This window comes from Candidatus Syntrophocurvum alkaliphilum (genome assembly GCF_009734445.1).
GTDB lineage: Bacteria > Bacillota > Syntrophomonadia > Syntrophomonadales > Syntrophomonadaceae > Syntrophocurvum > Syntrophocurvum alkaliphilum.
On record NZ_CP046457.1, the window covers coordinates 2026925 to 2042021 of the forward strand.

17 protein-coding genes are annotated in these 15097 nt (G+C 32.5%); 1 reads left to right on the forward strand and 16 read right to left on the reverse strand.

What is annotated here, in order from left to right; translation table 11 throughout:
• Window positions 1-59: 59 nt before the first annotated feature.
• From SYNTR_RS09725 to metG, 12 genes are all read right to left on the reverse strand, one after another.
• A complete protein-coding gene (locus SYNTR_RS09725; RefSeq protein WP_156204333.1) occupies window positions 60-752 on the reverse strand; it encodes a glycosyltransferase family protein in 693 nt (230 codons plus the stop codon).
• Window positions 752-2050: a glycosyltransferase gene (locus SYNTR_RS09730; protein WP_156204334.1), complete on the reverse strand. Its 1299-nt coding sequence runs from the start codon at window positions 2048-2050 to the stop codon at window positions 752-754. The genes SYNTR_RS09725 and SYNTR_RS09730 overlap by 1 nt, the downstream gene beginning before the upstream one ends.
• 11 nt (window positions 2051-2061) lie before the next feature.
• On the reverse strand, window positions 2062-2346 hold the full coding sequence (locus tag SYNTR_RS09735) for a hypothetical protein (RefSeq protein ID WP_156204335.1): 285 nt from the start codon (window positions 2344-2346) through the stop codon (window positions 2062-2064).
• A gap of 164 nt (window positions 2347-2510) precedes the next feature.
• Entirely contained in the window at window positions 2511-3719 is a 1209-nt protein-coding gene (locus tag SYNTR_RS09740; protein WP_156204336.1) for a CgeB family protein, read from the reverse strand.
• 193 nt (window positions 3720-3912) lie between these two features.
• On the reverse strand, window positions 3913-4701 hold the full coding sequence (locus SYNTR_RS09745) for a hypothetical protein (protein WP_156204337.1): 789 nt from the start codon (window positions 4699-4701) through the stop codon (window positions 3913-3915).
• A gap of 186 nt (window positions 4702-4887) precedes the next feature.
• Window positions 4888-5163 carry a Veg family protein gene (locus SYNTR_RS09750; RefSeq protein ID WP_243140185.1) on the reverse strand — a complete coding sequence of 92 codons (276 nt, stop codon included), beginning with the start codon at window positions 5161-5163 and terminating at the stop codon, window positions 4888-4890.
• Between the two features lie 173 nt (window positions 5164-5336).
• The gene (locus SYNTR_RS09755; protein WP_156204339.1) at window positions 5337-5813 is read right to left on the reverse strand and encodes a ribonuclease H-like YkuK family protein; all 477 of its coding nucleotides are present in this window, start codon (window positions 5811-5813) and stop codon (window positions 5337-5339) included.
• A gap of 12 nt (window positions 5814-5825) precedes the next feature.
• On the reverse strand, window positions 5826-6686 hold the full coding sequence (gene rsmA, locus SYNTR_RS09760) for a 16S rRNA (adenine(1518)-N(6)/adenine(1519)-N(6))-dimethyltransferase RsmA (protein ID WP_156204340.1): 861 nt from the start codon (window positions 6684-6686) through the stop codon (window positions 5826-5828).
• 120 nt (window positions 6687-6806) lie between these two features.
• Window positions 6807-7565 (reverse strand): YhcN/YlaJ family sporulation lipoprotein, encoded by a 759-nt coding sequence (locus SYNTR_RS09765; protein ID WP_156204341.1) that lies wholly within the window; start codon window positions 7563-7565, stop codon window positions 6807-6809.
• A 98-nt stretch (window positions 7566-7663) separates the two neighbouring features.
• Window positions 7664-8629, reverse strand: a complete 966-nt coding sequence (locus tag SYNTR_RS09770) for a 3D domain-containing protein (RefSeq protein ID WP_156204342.1) — start codon at window positions 8627-8629, stop codon at window positions 7664-7666.
• Window positions 8630-9107: 478 nt separating this feature from the next.
• Window positions 9108-9884 carry a TatD family hydrolase gene (locus tag SYNTR_RS09775; RefSeq protein ID WP_279285952.1) on the reverse strand — a complete coding sequence of 259 codons (777 nt, stop codon included), beginning with the start codon at window positions 9882-9884 and terminating at the stop codon, window positions 9108-9110.
• Between the two features lie 12 nt (window positions 9885-9896).
• The gene (gene metG, locus SYNTR_RS09780; protein ID WP_156204343.1) at window positions 9897-11834 is read right to left on the reverse strand and encodes a methionine--tRNA ligase; all 1938 of its coding nucleotides are present in this window, start codon (window positions 11832-11834) and stop codon (window positions 9897-9899) included.
• 439 nt (window positions 11835-12273) lie between these two features.
• On the opposite strand from metG, the gene SYNTR_RS09785 reads away from it, so the two are divergent.
• The gene (locus SYNTR_RS09785; RefSeq protein WP_156204760.1) at window positions 12274-12522 is read left to right on the forward strand and encodes an AbrB/MazE/SpoVT family DNA-binding domain-containing protein; all 249 of its coding nucleotides are present in this window, start codon (window positions 12274-12276) and stop codon (window positions 12520-12522) included.
• An 11-nt stretch (window positions 12523-12533) separates the two neighbouring features.
• Here the strand turns inward: SYNTR_RS09785 and rsmI are convergent, their stop codons facing one another.
• The 4 genes from rsmI to SYNTR_RS09805 are packed head-to-tail and all read right to left on the reverse strand — an operon-like array spanning window position 12534 to window position 15085.
• The gene (rsmI, locus tag SYNTR_RS09790) at window positions 12534-13367 is read right to left on the reverse strand and encodes a 16S rRNA (cytidine(1402)-2'-O)-methyltransferase (RefSeq protein ID WP_156204344.1); all 834 of its coding nucleotides are present in this window, start codon (window positions 13365-13367) and stop codon (window positions 12534-12536) included.
• Window positions 13367-14128 (reverse strand): tRNA1(Val) (adenine(37)-N6)-methyltransferase, encoded by a 762-nt coding sequence (locus SYNTR_RS09795; RefSeq protein WP_156204345.1) that lies wholly within the window; start codon window positions 14126-14128, stop codon window positions 13367-13369. The genes rsmI and SYNTR_RS09795 overlap by 1 nt, the downstream gene beginning before the upstream one ends.
• Window positions 14129-14133: 5 nt before the next feature.
• Window positions 14134-14415, reverse strand: a complete 282-nt coding sequence (locus tag SYNTR_RS09800; protein ID WP_156204346.1) for an initiation control protein YabA — start codon at window positions 14413-14415, stop codon at window positions 14134-14136.
• Window positions 14363-15085 (reverse strand): PSP1 domain-containing protein, encoded by a 723-nt coding sequence (locus tag SYNTR_RS09805; RefSeq protein ID WP_156204347.1) that lies wholly within the window; start codon window positions 15083-15085, stop codon window positions 14363-14365. The genes SYNTR_RS09800 and SYNTR_RS09805 overlap by 53 nt, the downstream gene beginning before the upstream one ends.
• Window positions 15086-15097: the final 12 nt, after the last annotated feature.

The window sequence follows — 15097 nt, forward strand, 5'->3', positions numbered from 1 at the left end:
ATGAGTAGAAGTGATAAAGTGTGATTAAGGTTGTAATTTTTTTATAAAAAGAATTGAAATTATAAGTATATTTTATTCATAATGTGTCGGCATTCTATTCTGCCATCACAATATATTGGTATACCCTTTCTTTTTACATCTTCACAAAAACCAATATCTTCTGCACCATAAAGTGATGAGTAGCGAACATTATGTTTTTCTATAACATTTCTTTTTATTAGGTATGCTGCTCCAGTACAATCTACAGAAAAAAGTCCTTCACGTGAAAAGTCTGTAATAAAGTGCCAACTATTACCATCAACTTTTTTTAATATATTGTATATATTTGTGTTTCCCACTTCATGGCCATTACAAACTAAAGCAGACACTATCTCACAATCGTTATTTATAAGTTGGCTTAAGGCATTTGGTGGAACAAGAATATCACTATCTACAGAAAAAAAATAGTTGCAATCGGATTTTAAAAATTCTTCTAATAGGTAGTTACGAAGTCTAGTTAATCTAGTAAAGCTATACCAACCACGTTCATGTCTATCTTCTGATCCTAGGTTTTTAGTAACAAGTTTTACTTTGTTTTTTTGATTTTTGGCAAAATCTTGGAGAATTTCTGAAGTGTTGTCTGTGCAATCATTTATAATGAAGCAATATTCTACTAGTTCTTTCGGATAGTCTAAATTTTTTATATGATCTAAATACACAGGTAAAACCCATGCCCGGTTTCTTACCGGGCATCCAATAAAAACTTTATTCATCAATGTGTATCACCTACAATTCGAGCTCGTGCTGTTTTGATTTGGAAACTTGCACCTCTTCCAACATTAAGAATAGCTTTATAAGTTTTGTTTTGAGCTTTTTTGGTGGCTGTTTTAGAAACCATTATTTGATTTGGTCCTGCTCTAACCACAATTTTAAAATAGTTGTTTTTAGCTATATTAAGTCTACGTTCTTTTGGTGTACCAACACTAAAATAGGGTGAGCTTAATAAGCTAGTTTTTAGGTAGTTTGTACCGGTTTGGTTGGGGGTTTCTTCTTTTTGAGCTAAGTGTTCCTCTATAATTTGTAAAATTTGACGAGCTCTAATTGTCCATGAATTGCGTTCTGCTAATGCCATCCTTGGCCATTTATCATCTTGATTAGCTAATGCTTCAGCGATGTTGTTTATAAATTGGTTGTCATCCTCTGAGTAGTATATATATTCAGCAAATTTATTTATTTCGGGTATTGCTGATGTAACTACAGGCATTCCAGTAGCTAGGTACTCCCACATTTTAATAGGATTAACTGAGCTTGTCATTTGTGATTTTCTAAATGGAATAATTCCTACATTAAACCTTTGAGCATAATTAGGTAGTTCCTGATATGGCTTATACCCTAGCCAATGTACATTTGGTAGGTTAGGAATCTGGTTCTGATTTAAATTGAATAATGGCCCTATAAGTACAATGCTACAATGTGAATGTGTTTGGGCTATTTTTTCAATAAGTCCCATATCACACCAACTAGCTACAGCCCCAATATAACCAATTATTGGCTGAGGTATATTAATAATATCTGCGGGTACTGGTAGATTTTTATTAGCTGCCTGTGAAAAATGCGCGTAATCACAACCATTAGGAACTAAATAGGTATTTGGGTTAATGCCTTTTGCAAGGTTAAATAATTTATCTGAAGTTGTAATAACTAAATCAGACTGCTTTACTGCTAGGTGATAATGCTTCTCCCAAGGAGCAAACTCCTCTACTGGTTCATCTAAGCTATCATATACTACTAAGGCTGGGTTATACTGGTCAACTAACTGTATGTGTTGGGGAATTGTAAAGTATACTACCGGCCTTTTATTAGCTAGATAAGGGGTTGGATCTGTATTATCTAAGATATATAAGTGGGGATTTATTTGTCTTACTTTCTTGGGAACAGTATTTTCTATATGATTTAGATAATAGCAGGTTATATTTTGCTCTGAGAAGCTTTTCATAAGCTGCTGAGGACGCTGTATTAAATAATCGTAGTTAATGCTAGGTGGATATAAAATACAGTTTATATTAGACACTGTAAGCCTCCTTACTCTTTTATACAACTCATACACAGTAGTTCTTTATATTTACCTTTTATTAAGCATTTTAGACATGCTTGTTGGCCACAACTATCACATAGTTTTAATGTTGTTTTATCAACTTTTTCTAAACAGGAAGGACACTCTACATTAATACCTAACTTGCTTTTTTTAGCGGTAGATACCTTTATATCTTTTTCGTCTAAATTTTTTATGAGTTTCGCCTTTATCATTTTTTTGATTTTAACATGGGGAGCTTTTTCCTTTTTATTCACTTCTTTTTTGTCGTCCACTTAATTACACCTCCTCACTACTATTAAAAGGATGTATTAAAAAAGCTTATACTAGTTCACTTATAATCTAAAATATGAAAAGCACCCCTTAAGGGTGCTTACTTAAGAAATATTTCTGTTTGAAAAAAACAAACTTCATACCTAATATTAAATTATTAATTTTTTTAGTATTTTAATTTTACTCCTTTTTTTACTCTTAGCTTATTAGAGTCATATACAATTTGTTTTCTAGCAATGTTAGGTTTAACTATTTGACTCTTGGTTCTTGGTTCAAAAGTTTTTTTGTTTACTAAATAGGTGTTTTTCTTTCTATCAACTACTATACTAGTTGATCCTATTTTGATTGTTATTCCTTTTCGACTTAAAATTGGTTGTGATTGTAATTGATTTTCCATAGGATTAATATTTTTATTAACATTAATTTCGGCAGGCATTCCTATAGCTTTTAAAATATCTTGGGCTCGATGTAAGTAGGTGTGCTTTGCATAAACTTCCTCTTGCCCCTGTCTAGCTATCTTAGCTCTTAAGTCTGGTTTAGATAAATAAAAGTCAACTAATTCTATGGTTTCTTCTGCAGATCTAGTCCACACTAGGTGGTGATGATTTTTAAAATAGTACTCTATAGCTGGAGTCCACTGAGTTAGGTAAAATCCTCCACAGCCTAATATCTCAAATGTGCGCATACTCATCATGGTTAGAGAGTTTACAACAGAATGTAAACCCAGAATAATTGGCACAGAAGCACAAATTGTAGACAGGTCTTCACTTGGCAAATATCCTCCATAAAACCTTGGATCAATATAAAAGGGACGGCTTTTATCAGTCCACCAAGGTAACCCATAAATTTTTATATTATAATCTTTATCTAGTAATGGCTTAATTACATAGTTTGCAGCTTTAATTCGTTCAGGATGCTCTGTATAATTGTTACCAATAAAGGTAATGTCATGACTAAATCTACTGTCGGGAGCAACTGTTTTATTAAAGCTAGGATGACATGCAAATGGAATTAGGTGTGCCTGCATTCCATGCTTATTATAATCTTCAATTGATTCGATGCAGGTTGTAAATACATATGCCGATTCACGAGACCATGGTAATGAAAGGTGGTTAAAAAATACTGGATCTTCTATTGCCCAAAATATATGAGGAATTTTTCTTTCATGTAATAGAGGAAATAAAATACCTCTAAAATCACCCCACCCAGCATCGGTAAAGACATAGTCTGGTTGGAATTCATCCAGTGCACGAAAGAATGGCGCCCCTCCATCATGTTCCACATTTACATAGCGCACCTCGTGACCTAAATCCACAAATGCTGGTCCCATACCCCGAGTAATAATCGGAGCGGTGTTAGTAAACAAAATTTTCATTGATATTCCCACTTTCAATAATTATTTTATTTTAATGACGCTCCGTTTAAGGGCGTAATAATTAGGAGGTTGCTCTCCTGTAAGTATTTTATGCAAGTGGGATTAGTATTGTTAAGGTTTTGGTAAATTTGGTGAAAAATAAGGGTATGTTGTTTAGACATTGGTAGAACTAGCACTGCAAATATCTGCAGAATTACCCTGAGTTCATAAATAGTCTTTTTATTTTTGCACCTAGGTTAGTTGACTCATTGTCATCTTGGTTTTGCTCATAGGGTTCTACGCTAGTATTTTGTTCAATAAATCTAGGATCTTTATTTAATATGTTCAATCTTAGTTCCTCTATTATTGTTTCATACCGCTTTAAATCCTTATTTAAATCTGTATTTCTTTTCTCGGCTTTATGTATCCCTTTTTTTAGACTTGATATGTTCTTCTCATAAACATAAAGCTTGCGACGAAGGATTTCATTTTTTTCACGCAAATGGACTACCTCCTCCTCTAATGCCTGCACAGCTTCATGTAGCCCTCTAGTCTCCTTTTTACCTTGCTCGTCAAACCCAAGGTTAATTATTTGGTCTGTAACTGCAATAACCCAATAATCTACAAAATAAATTATTTCTATTTGACCATCCTTAATATCACCTTCATAAGTAATATTTTTTATATCTACTTGAAAGTTAAAGTCTTTGTTTAAAAAGCGTTCACTATTAAATTCATCTAAAAAAAGTTTATCTCTTAGAATCTGTTCTTGAGTTAATAGGGTTAATTTTCCTTTACTGTCTTCTATTAAACACAATATATCTATTTCTACTTTGACTTCTACTGATTTTCCTTGAAGAGTGGCTTTTTTGTTCTTAGTTTTAATCTTTATATCTTCTAACGAGTCAATACCATGCTCTATAGTAAAAATACAGGAATTTTTGGCTCGATGTATTTTCTCTAACTCTCCTATTACTACTGACGACCATATGGATATTGTCATTATTAACACCTGCTTTCCTATCCTTGTTAAAAATATATTTGTTTGGTATAAAATGTATGCTAATACCTTTAGCTATCTTTAAAATTTTTATATGTTTTTGTATATTTATATAGGTCATTTTGAAAAGGTATATTTTAAAACAAAAAAAAAGACTGCATTTTGCAGTCTTTAAGTTTGTTTTAAGATTTAATTTGCAGAAGCTATTCTAATTTCATCGTCTTTATTATCATAAACAAAAAGTTCTACTGTCTCAGTCAACACATCGGCATAACTATAAGAAATTCTTCTTTCAACTTTACGTTCATCTACCTTTACAACAAATATATTAGGATAGATAGATTCTAATACGCCTTCACTCTCTATTATTCTGTTTCTGCCGCGATTAGCCTTAAGTCTAATCTTACTACCTACGAATGTTTCCAGATCTCGTTTAATTTCTGAAATAGCTCTAGGAGCGCCCACAGAACCACCCTCTTCTCTCATTATAATAGATAATTTTATACTATCTGGGGCGGTTTGTCAATAGCAACGTAATAGTATATATAAAAATAAATGCTATGTCAATATTTTTGATTTAATTATTGTAGTTTTTATTAAAAAAGTTTTTTATATTAATTTTTAATTATATGTTTATTTTACCATTTTGTATGTTTGTCAGCTACAGAACTAGCACCACTTGCATTAGGCTTTATTTTAGCATCAAATCCACTCCCTACTATCATTCCAACGATTTCTTTTACTAATTCTTTAGTTTCTCCACGAGTCCCAATATCTAAATGTATTTCTACCTTCATATCGTTTTCATGGTTGTTCTTTAATTGCTCAGACAGTTTATCAGCTAATTCTAAGCTTAAGGAGGCTTCGTAGAAAATTCTTTGTTTCATATTACTAACTTTTTCTATTATGTGTTTACTGTAATAATAACGAGCTCCTTTACCTATACGATGAATAATTATCGCACTAACAAAACAGCTTCCTGTTTGCCCATTTTGTGAATCAGTACCTACTATCAGTTTATATGCTTGTTTTATGTCTTCGTTAGTATAATTTTTTATATCTTTTGCTACATCCTGTAAACTCATCTCCCCTTTGCTTGGACTCCTAAATATCATGCTGTTAGCCTCCTAGTAAAATAAATCTGTTACTAGAGCAAAATCTTCTAAGGTAAGATTTTCAGGACGCGACTCTGGTTTTATGCCCTCATTTTGTAGTTTTTCTATAATCACACTTTTTTCTACTTTAAAGTGACTAGCACAAATATTCAATATAGTTTTTCTCCTTTTTTGAAAGGCTGTTTTTACAAATTTTTTAAATTGTATTTCATTTTTTACTATCTTTTTTTTGTTAGTATCAGGTGTAATTCGTATAACTGTAGATTCTACTTCAGGTTTAGGATAAAAGCAGTTTTTTGAAACATTCATAACATGGTCTATATTAGAATGATATGCCGCCATAATTGTTAATAAACCATAATCTTTGGTTCCCGGTTTAGCAATTAGGCGAAAAGCTACTTCTTTTTGCATCATCAAAGTTGCAGAAGTCATATTAGGACAATTTTCAAGTAATGTGAATAGTATGGGAGTACTAATGTTATATGGTATGTTTGCACATATTTTATATGGCTGAACCTCTTGCAAATTAAGCTGCTTCGTAATTTCATTTTCTAGGTTTATATTTAATATATCTTGGTAGATTATATTAACATTGTCATAATTTTTAAGTACTTCTTTTAATACGGGGTCTAATGATGTGTCAACATCAATTGCAATCACTTTTTTGCTATGTTCTGCAAGTTTTTGAGTAAGTGCACCAAAGCCAGGGCCTATTTCTACAACATAATCTTGTTTGGTAAGTTGGCATGAACCTACAATTTTATTTAATATATTTTGATCAACTAAGAAGTTTTGCCCAAATCTTTTTTTGGGATGTAAATTATGTTTATGTATTAATTTTTTTACTTCTGTAATAGTATATGGATTTGCCATTTTTTATAACCTCTTCTATTTAATCTTTTTAATTATACTATATTATTCCCTATTTTTTGATTTATTCAAAACAAAAACCCGGGTGAAATCCCAGGCTTATTGTTTTATTATTATTTATTTTTAAAATGATCTTCTCTCAGGTTGTATTTCATTGTTTAATTGAATAATATCTTCTTGAAATTCTTGAATTGGTCTTCCATCAATGATTCCTGCTGCTATATCATTAATTTGTCTAACGAGATTTGGGTCTGTTGTTACAAGAACTTCTTCAATTCGAGGGTCACTCTCTTCAATGCTTGTAACAACCTCTTGTTGAATTTCTTGCCTTCTGTTTGCATCATCAGCAGCTTCATCATTCATATCAAGTCCAACCATTACTGTTACTCTATCTTCTGTAGGTCCGGGTGCTCCTATGTCTCTTGGTGTAGGACTAACATCTCTCATTGGTGCTTGTCCATCCTGCATAGGTACTGTTCTGCCATCTTGACCAACATTTGTGTCTCTAGGTGTTGTAACATCATCTCTTACGCCTGTTGCATCATCTCTCACACCTGTTGCATTATCTCTTACATCAGCACCTTCTGGAGGGGGAGTATCTATTACATCAGGACTTGGGCTGACTCCATTTGGTTGTTGATCTAAATTCATAGTGTCAGCTTCTGTAGTTACAACTACCGCTGCTCTTTCTACTCCTTCTACTTGTTCAGCAATGTTCGATATGCTGCTGGCCATAACTCTTCTTTCTGATGTGGATAAATCTGTTGTTTGATCTTGTTCCTGCTCTGGTGGAACGGGACGTTGAGCAGCTGTTCCACAACCCATCATAAATATAGATGTTATAAAAGAAATGCATAAGAACAAGGCTATTTTTCTTTTCATTTTATCACCTCCTTTTCCCGATTATTTTTAGTTTTATGTTTTTTTAAGGATTTAAAACGCGGGAAAAAGTGGCAAAAAAAAAAGCGGAGTTTCCGCTTTTATTCCAAAACATATACTGTAACGGTTCGCCGTCCAAAACTTAAACAATCAGCACGATCTTCCATAAATAAGTCAATTTTATTACCTTTGATCAGTCCTCCAGTGTCTTCTGCTCTTGCGTATCCATATCCTTCAACATATAGTTCTGTTCCTAGAGGAATTACATTTGGATCAACTGCTACAAAACCTACTTCTGGCCACTTGCCAGTAAATGTTCTATTACCTGTGTGTGTATATGCAGTTGCTTCCATTTCTATCGCTTCTTTAAAATCTAAGCGATCTCCACCTCGTGATACTGAGGTAATATTACCCATAGCAATTACTCTATTTTGGGGCTGTTTAATAACTTCGGTGTCTATTACATCTTCTTTAACTTTTTCGCCATTATGATAAATTTTTTGAACTGTATTTAGGGCTACCCCATTTGCTCCTTGGCTAACAGTACGATTTAAACCTTTAGCTAAAGTATCATCTGGTTTACGATCTGTTTTATATGGTATTTCTTCTTCTACTGTTTTTTCCTCTTTTGTAACTCTTATTACTTCTATTTCTTGATTGGGACTTGTTTTCGGATTAGGCAAGGTTTTAACTATATCATCTTCACCTAATTCTATCCCTGCTAGCTTTATTGCTTCTTTAACTGGTATTGGAGTTGTGTAAATTTCTTTTGTTTCTCCATCCGCCTTAATTGTTACTTTAGATGCCCGAGTAATTTTTATTTCGGTTTCTTTTTCTATTATTGAGTTTAGTGATGGTTTAATTAAGTCATTGTCTCCTAGCATAATTTGTTCTCTTTCTAGTACATCCTCTACTGTTCTAACAAGTAGTGCTTTTGTCTCGATAACATCCCCATCCACTTTTATAGTAATTGGCTTTTGTAAAGCGTAGAAAGCGCTTATTAATAGCAATGCTCCAATCACTATGCCAAGTAAGACTTTATGCATTCTAGACAAGCTAATATTCATTTTTCTCCTCCCTCTTTCTTTGCTAATAATATAGCATATCCCGAGATAAAGTAATTTTACCTAAAAAATCGACTTAGAGTCAATTATAGGATTTAAAAGCAAACCTTTTATTATTCTTATCACTTTTATATTATTTTATTCTATAATATAAAAAAATTTTGCTGGTACCTGTCACTTACAAAACTCAACAATATGATGTTTTTTATACCTAAAAAAAATAATAGATAGTGCTATAAAAAAACTATTTAGCACTATCTATTTGTAATGTCTAGTTTTAAAGTTATTTTTGATTCCACTGCTTTATCACACCACTCATCGGTCTTTACCTCCATTTTAGCTTAGCACTTATTATCTAAAATGATTTTTTATTTATACTTAGCCGTGATCTATGCACCACGTCTTGCTATTCGGAACTTAGATAAACATGTTTGCTCAGCCTTAAGTTTGTTGTAGTTACTTTTTGCAGCAGAATCATTTTTTAGTCATTTATTCTATATACTTTTTTTGCATTTAAGCTTGTTATATATCCTATTTCTTCTGTTGTCTTACCTCTTAGTTTTGCTATTTTTTCAGCTGTGTATTTTATGTATGCAGGTTCATTTTTTTTGCCCCTAAACGGCTCTGGAGCTAGATAAGGGCTATCTGTTTCTATAAGCAATCTATCTTGAGTTACTTTTACAGCTACCTCATGAGATTTCTTAGCATTTTTAAAAGTGACAGGACCCGCTAGTGATATATATAATCCTTGTTTCATTAATTCTATTGCTAAGGGTAGATTTCCTGAGTAACAATGCATAATGCCTTCGTTTTTACCGGCTTTTTCTTGTTTAATTATGTCTAGTACTTCTTGGTGAGCATCTCTATCATGGATAACAACAGGCATATAGAGTTCTTGTGCTATTTTTATTTGCTCTCTAAATACTTTTCTTTGGGTTTCTCTTGGAGATAGATCTCTATAAAAGTCTAAACCCATTTCTCCTATTGCTACAACATTTTTATCTTTAGCTAATTTGTATAATCCTTCCATTGCATCATTGTTGTAACTTTTTGCATCATGTGGATGTATTCCTACAACCGCATATACCTCTGGATATTTTTTAGCAATTTCAACTGCTTCAATCGATGATTGATAATTAAATCCGATACTAATTATTTTTTCGACTCCAGCATCTTTAGCACGTTGCAATAAATCATTTAATTTATTACCTTTGTCCTCTAAATGTGCATGGGTATCAATAAACATACTAATAATCACTCACTTTTTATGTTATTTAACTCTACTACCTATACTAATATCTTTATCTACAGTAATCACCTCTAAATCATCATCGTCTGAGGCTGCTAGAATCATGCCTTGTGATAATGTTCCGCGTAATTTAGTTGGTTTTAAATTAGCAACTAAAATTACTTTTTTTCCTATTAGATCCTCTGGTTTGTAATTTTGAGCAATCCCTGAAACTACAGTGCGTTCCTCTTCGCCAACTTTTAATTTTAGAATGAGTAGTTTATCTGCTTTTTCCATTTTCTCACAGTTAATTACTTCTGCAACTCGTAAGTCAAGTTTTGCAAAATCGTCAATAGATATAAACTCTGATTTATCCTCTTCTTTTTGCTGAGGCTTTTCTTTTTTTTGTTTTTCGCTTTTATTATCTTGATCTTTCTCTAGATTTTTTATATCAATTCTTGGAAAGAGGGGGGCTCCTTTTGATACTATAGTTCCATGCTGAGTAACTCCCCATTTACTAGCCTCTTGCCATTTAATGTTTTTTACATCATTAAATAATTGTATCTGTTCATTTGTTCTAGTAGCCAAAAGAGGCATCGTAGGTGTAGTTAATATTAAAGCTATCCGAATACATTCAACTAAATTATATAATACGGTTGCCAGCCTGCCTTTTTTCTCTTCATCTTTTGCTAAAAGCCAAGGCTCTGTCTCATCTATATATTTATTTGCTCTAGCAACAAGCCTAAATGTTGAAGTAAGGTAATTTGCAAAATCTAGTTTTTCTAATCTTTGTGTAGCTTCTTCATATGTTTTTAGAGCCGTGTTTTTTAATTCTTCATCTATTGCTTGTGTTTCAATAGCTTGAGGTACTTTCCCATCAAAGTATCTATTGATCATAGCTATTGTGCGACTAATAAGGTTTCCTAGATCGTTTGCTAAGTCTGAGTTAATACGATTTATCATTAGTTCCTCTGAGTAATAGCCATCTTGACCAAAGCTAAGTTCTCTTAGGAGATAATACCTAACAGCATCCACACCATATCTTTCAACTAGTATTACTGGATCAACTACATTTCCTTTTGATTTCGACATTTTACCACCTTCAAGAAGCATCCATCCATGAGCAAAAACTTGCTTAGGTAGTGGTATGTCAGCCGCCATAAGCATAATAGGCCATATTATAGCATGAAATCTTAAAATGTCCTTTGCCATTAGATGTACATCTGCTGGCCAATATTTGTTATAGTTTGCTTCATTTTCATAACCTAAAGCACTAATATAGTTTATCAGTGCATCAAACCATACATATACTACATGTTTATCATTAAATGGTACTGGAATTCCCCAGTTAAACGTTGTTCTTGAAATACATAAATCTTCTAGTCCACTTTTTATAAAGCTAGTTACTTCGTTTCTTCTTGATTCTGGTTGTATAAAATCAGGATGCTTTTCTATATGATCTAGTAATTGATTTGCATATTTAGACATATTGAAAAAGTAGCTTTCTTCTTTAAGCAGTTCAACCTCTCGACCACAATCGGGACATTTTCCTTCAGCTAGCTGTCTTTCTGTAAAAAAAGTTTCACAGGGAGTACAATAGTGTCCTTCATACTCAGAAATATATATGTCGCCTTTATCATAAATTTTTTGGAATATTTCTCTAACCACTTCCTGGTGCCTAGGTTCAGTAGTGCGAATAAAGTCAGTATTTGTTATCATCATTAAATCCCATAGTTTGCGAATGTTGCTAACTATCTCGTCTATATATTTAATAGGTTGCATGCCTTTTTCTTTTGCTGCTTTTTCAATTTTTTGTCCATGCTCATCAGTTCCTGTCAGGTAGAATACATCATATCCCTGCATCCTTTTAAAGCGTGCCATACAATCAGCTGCAACTGTAGTATAAGCATGTCCTATATGTAGGTTATCGCTTGGGTAATATATAGGGGTTGTAATGTAAAATGTATTCCTACTACTCATAATTTAGTCCCTCCATTGTTTTATAATTAATATTGATATTTGTTTTTAGCTACACTACTTAGGATAGTTTTTAAATTTTTCCCCTAATTTCATTATATAAATAGTTTACCACAAAATACCGTTTGTATCCTCTTCTACAGAAGTATAAGGTTCTTAATATGATTTTACAATCATTTTTAAAAAATTTGTTGTTTTAAGTGCTAAATGTTTTGTATTTTTTTGTTTAAATTTACATGTTTGGGCTTGGATATTTTAACCAACGTGTGAAAGTTTATGTAAAACTATTTGTTAAAAAATACATTTTAAATTATATTTTATGAAATTGTCCCATTTTTTGTCGTAAAATTTAGAAAATACTCTTGACTATTTCTACCATCTTTGGTATCGTTTGTGTAAGATAAACGCGAAAAGTTGTATATTAGGAGGGTATTTTAAAATGATGAAATCAACTGGTGTTGTAAGAAAAGTGGACGAGCTAGGTCGAATAGTAATACCTATAGAGCTTAGACGTACAATGGGTATTGAGGAGAAGGATGCTTTAGAAATCTATGTGGATAATGAAAGGATCATTCTTAGAAAGTACGAACCCGCATGCCTATTTTGTGGTAATGCAGAAGATGTGCTAAATTATAAAGGTAAAAATCTTTGTAAAAGTTGTTTAACTGAGTTAAGTAAGCAGGTCGGTTAAATACATATTCTTTAGGACTTATTTTTTTCAAAAAAATTATATATTTCTGATTTTTTCATGTTATATTCACGGGCCTTTATTTTGAAGGCCTCTTTCTTATTTTCACCATTTTTAATTAAAGTTTCAACCTCTTCTATAATTTGGGTCATATCAGCTTTCTTTGTTTTTTCTTTTTTTCCAGATATAATAATACAGATTTCTCCCTTTGCTGGATTTGTTTTAAAATGATTTATAAGGTCTATAACCGTGCCTCTTTTGGTTTCTTCATACTTTTTAGTTAATTCACGCGCCACTACAACCCATCTTTCTTCTCCCATTATTTCTTTAATATCCTCTAACGTGGCTAATAGTCTATGAGGAGCCTCGTATAATATGGATGTACGAGTTTCGGGTTCTATTCTTCTAAGTTCAGTTTGCCTCTTGCCCTGACGTTCAGGTAAGAATCCTTCAAATATAAATTTGGATGTATCAACACCAGAAATAGCTAATGCAGCTATTACTGCTGATGGTCCTGGAATAATTTCTATATTTATGTTCTCTTCTATTGCTCTTTTTACTAATTCTTCTCCAGGGTCAGATATTGCTGGCATACCAGCATCAGAAACTACTGCTATGTTTTTCCCGTTTATTAATTCATTTATTATGTAATGTTCTTTCCCCTTTTTGTTATGCTCATGATAACTAACAAGTTTCTTCTTTATTTTATATTTATTTAAAAGCTTAACTGTTTGCCGAGTATCTTCACATGCCACTAAATCGACTGCTCTTAAGGTTTTTAGGAGCCTTATTGTAACATCTTCTAAGTTTCCTATTGGTGTTGCACATATGTAAAGTATCCCCTGCATCAGTCATCACCTTTTCCATAATAGGTTTTTAGAACTTCTTGTGTGTACTCTCCTGGTTGATTATAAATAATAATAGGTGGTTTTATTATTACTCCACTATTTTTGGCGTTTTTTTGCCCTTCAATTAAAACCATTTTGGCATCTTTGTTGATAAAGGGATGAACCATTTGTATTTTTTTTACTGCTATTTTGTTGCTATTAAATAATTCTAATAGTTCGTTTAAACGATCTGCCCGGTGTATTATAGCTAGCTTCCCTAAGTTTTTTAAAAGATAAGAAGCTTTTGTAATAATTTGTTCAGCATTTATTTCTAGTTCGTGTCTAGCTATAGCTTCTTCCTTGTTTAAGCTTATTTTGCCTTCTTTATCTCTCCAAAAAGGAGGATTGCTTACAACTAAATCAACAAATCCTCCTTTTAATTCTTTTTCCATGTTTTTTACATCAGTCTTAATAAACTCTATTCTTTCTTCTAGTTCATTAATTAGCAAACTCCTTTTAGCTCTTGCTACCATTTCTGGTTGCATTTCTATGCCTATTATTTTCATCTTTCTTTGTCGTTGAGATAAAATTATGGGTATAACTCCACTACCACTACCTAAGTCTACAGCAGTTTTTATTCCTTTTAGCTCAGGGAAATGGGCTAGTATAACAGAATCTATTGAAAACCTATAGCCTTTTTTTGGTTGAATTATTTTTTTATTGCCAATTAGCAAGTCATCTAATGTTTCATTTTCTTGTAGATAATCATATGGATTTATCAACTAATTTACTCCTTTTCTAAATAACCTGAACAAAATAGACATTCACCATATCGTGGTTCTCCATAAGCCATAGGACATATATGATAGCCTTCTTGGTATATCAAGCTTAAGTTTTCATATCGTTCACCAATAATTTGTGCTTTTTCTAAGGGTGGTATTTTAGGCGCTTTTTCTTTATCAGAATCTATTATTTCTTTTTCTAAAACAGCCATTCGCTCCTTAAGGTCTCCTATTTCAAGAATCAGCTCCCTTATTATCTGTTTCAGCTCCTGAACCGTTTTCTCCATTCAGATCTATTTCCTCCCCATTTTTTTTGCACTCATATACTTCTGACTCGTATTTTAGACAGCACATGAGTCTTCCACATGTACCTGAAATCTTAGTCGGATTTAAGGATAGGTTTTGTTCTTTTGCCATCTTTATTGAAACTGGCTCAAACTCTCCTAAAAATTTTTTACAGCATAGTACTCTACCACATCCACCAATACCGCCAACCATTTTAGCTTCATCCCGAACTCCTATTTGTCTTAGCTCTATACGTGTTTTAAATATGGCGGCTAAATCTTTTACTAAGTCTCTAAAATCAACTCTTCCTTCGGCTGTAAAATAAAATATTATTTTACCCATATCAAAGGTATATTCAACATCTATTAATCTCATAGGCAAATTATGTTGTTTTACTTTGTGTCGACAAATGTCTAAGGCTTCTTTTTGTTTTTCACTGTTTAATTTGAAGTTTTTTTCGTCTTCATCGTTAGCTTTACGAATAACTTTTTTTAAGGGTAATACTAATTGATCTTCACTTAAGTTTCTTTTTTCTATTACTACTTTTCCATACTCTATTCCTCGAATTGTTTCTACTATTACTGAATCTCCTGCATCTATATCTATATCTTCCGCTTCAAAGTAATATACTTTACCTGCGGGTTTAAATCGTACTCCAACTACCCACGCCAATTCTATAACCTC